This is a genomic window from Caballeronia sp. GAFFF2 (assembly GCF_023631485.1).
Lineage (GTDB): Bacteria > Pseudomonadota > Gammaproteobacteria > Burkholderiales > Burkholderiaceae > Caballeronia.
Genome location: NZ_JALQDA010000083.1, coordinates 1 through 1,298 on the forward strand (window position 1 = coordinate 1; position 1,298 = coordinate 1,298).

A 1,298-nucleotide genomic window follows, 5' to 3' on the forward strand; every position below is an offset into this window, starting at 1 on the left:
GCAGCGAGCTTCGCTTGTTCTGTATATTTTCCCAAGACATTCCCCAAAGATAGGTGCAACCTTCGGGGGTCAGTTCATCGAAAACAGTGGACATAGCCTGCACGCTCAGATCAAAGAGTTCCAAACGTCCAATTCTGCGCGCTTACGGATGAGCGCGCTGACGTTGGTGCAGAGCTGGTGAAGGCTGCGCGCGATGCTCGCATGGGCTTCGGCGCACGCGCCGAGCCACAACTCGCGAACACCCTCAAAACTGTGACGGATACGGCAAAGAGTCTGGGCGTGCCAATTGGCACTTCGGCTACAGCCCTTCTCGATGCTCACGCTGTCTCATTCGGCGATGGCGTCATCTCGCTGCACAATGAGGCGGGCATCCCCTTGCGCAATCTTGGCACCGGCTCAAGCCTGCTTCTGATTGCAGGGCTTCATCGAGCGGCCTCAGCGTTAGCGAGCGTGGTGCTGGTTGATGAAATTGAATATGGCCTTTAACCTCACAGGCTAACGCGCTTTTTGAACTCACTCGGGTCCAAAGAGAAAGTCCCGCCACTGCAGGCGTTCATCACGACGCATTCTCCGGTGGCGCTTAGAGAGCTGTCGGAGTCAACTCTTCGTTCTTCGCAACGAGGGTGGTGTGCATCACGCGCGGCTGGTCGGCGTCGGCAATGACATTCAAGGTGCTATTCGGTCATATCCGGAGGCATTTCTTGCGCGCACTGTCATCGTGTGCGAAGGAGCTAGCGAGATAGGCCTGATTCGTGGACTGGATTACTTCTGGGTCAGCAATGGTAGCGGCTCGCTCCAATCAGCCAGCGTCGCTTACATCGACAGCCATGGTGGCGAACCGGATGAATGCTTCTGGCCCGCGAAGGCGTTCCAAGCGCTCGGATACCGAGTAGCGATTTTGCAAGACAGCGACAAGCCCGCTTCTGCAAACCTCGTCCAGGAATTCGGAGCCCTTGGTGGCTATTACGTCGCGTTGCGCAATGCGAAAGCGCTTGAGGACGAACTCTTCACGAGCCTGCCGGACGCGGCGGTGACAGCTCTTATCACGCGTGCGCTCGAACTTACGGAAGATGGGAAAGTAGATGCTCACATCAAGACGTTCGGAAGGCAAGTCGAATCTTGCGAACATTCAATTCGAGGGGATGATTGCGGGCTACACCGACGAGTCTCGCGTAATTCTGGGCGCGGCGTCCCGGATACGAAAGGCCGGGTGGTTCAAGTGTAAGCGCGCATTAGACGGCGTCCCTTGCGCATTGCCATGCGACATACGTCAGGCTATGGTTGGATTCAGTCGCCAG

General features: G+C 56.8%; 2 protein-coding genes. Both read left to right on the top strand.

The genetic code is table 11. The features are described 5' to 3' along the window. Positions 1-201: 201 nt before the first annotated feature. On the top strand, positions 202-486 hold the full coding sequence (locus tag NCT04_RS34195) for a hypothetical protein (protein WP_250470263.1): 285 nt from the start codon (positions 202-204) through the stop codon (positions 484-486). A gap of 142 nt (positions 487-628) precedes the next feature. Then, entirely contained in the window at positions 629-1,225 is a 597-nt protein-coding gene (locus NCT04_RS34200; RefSeq protein ID WP_250470265.1) for a toprim domain-containing protein, read from the top strand. Positions 1,226-1,298 lie beyond the last annotated feature (73 nt).

Bases quoted from the DNA above. Each gene is read 5' to 3' on its own strand.
- NCT04_RS34195 (WP_250470263.1), top strand. From the start codon at position 202: ATGGGCTTCGGCGCACGCGCCGAGCCACAACTCGCGAACACCCTCAAA.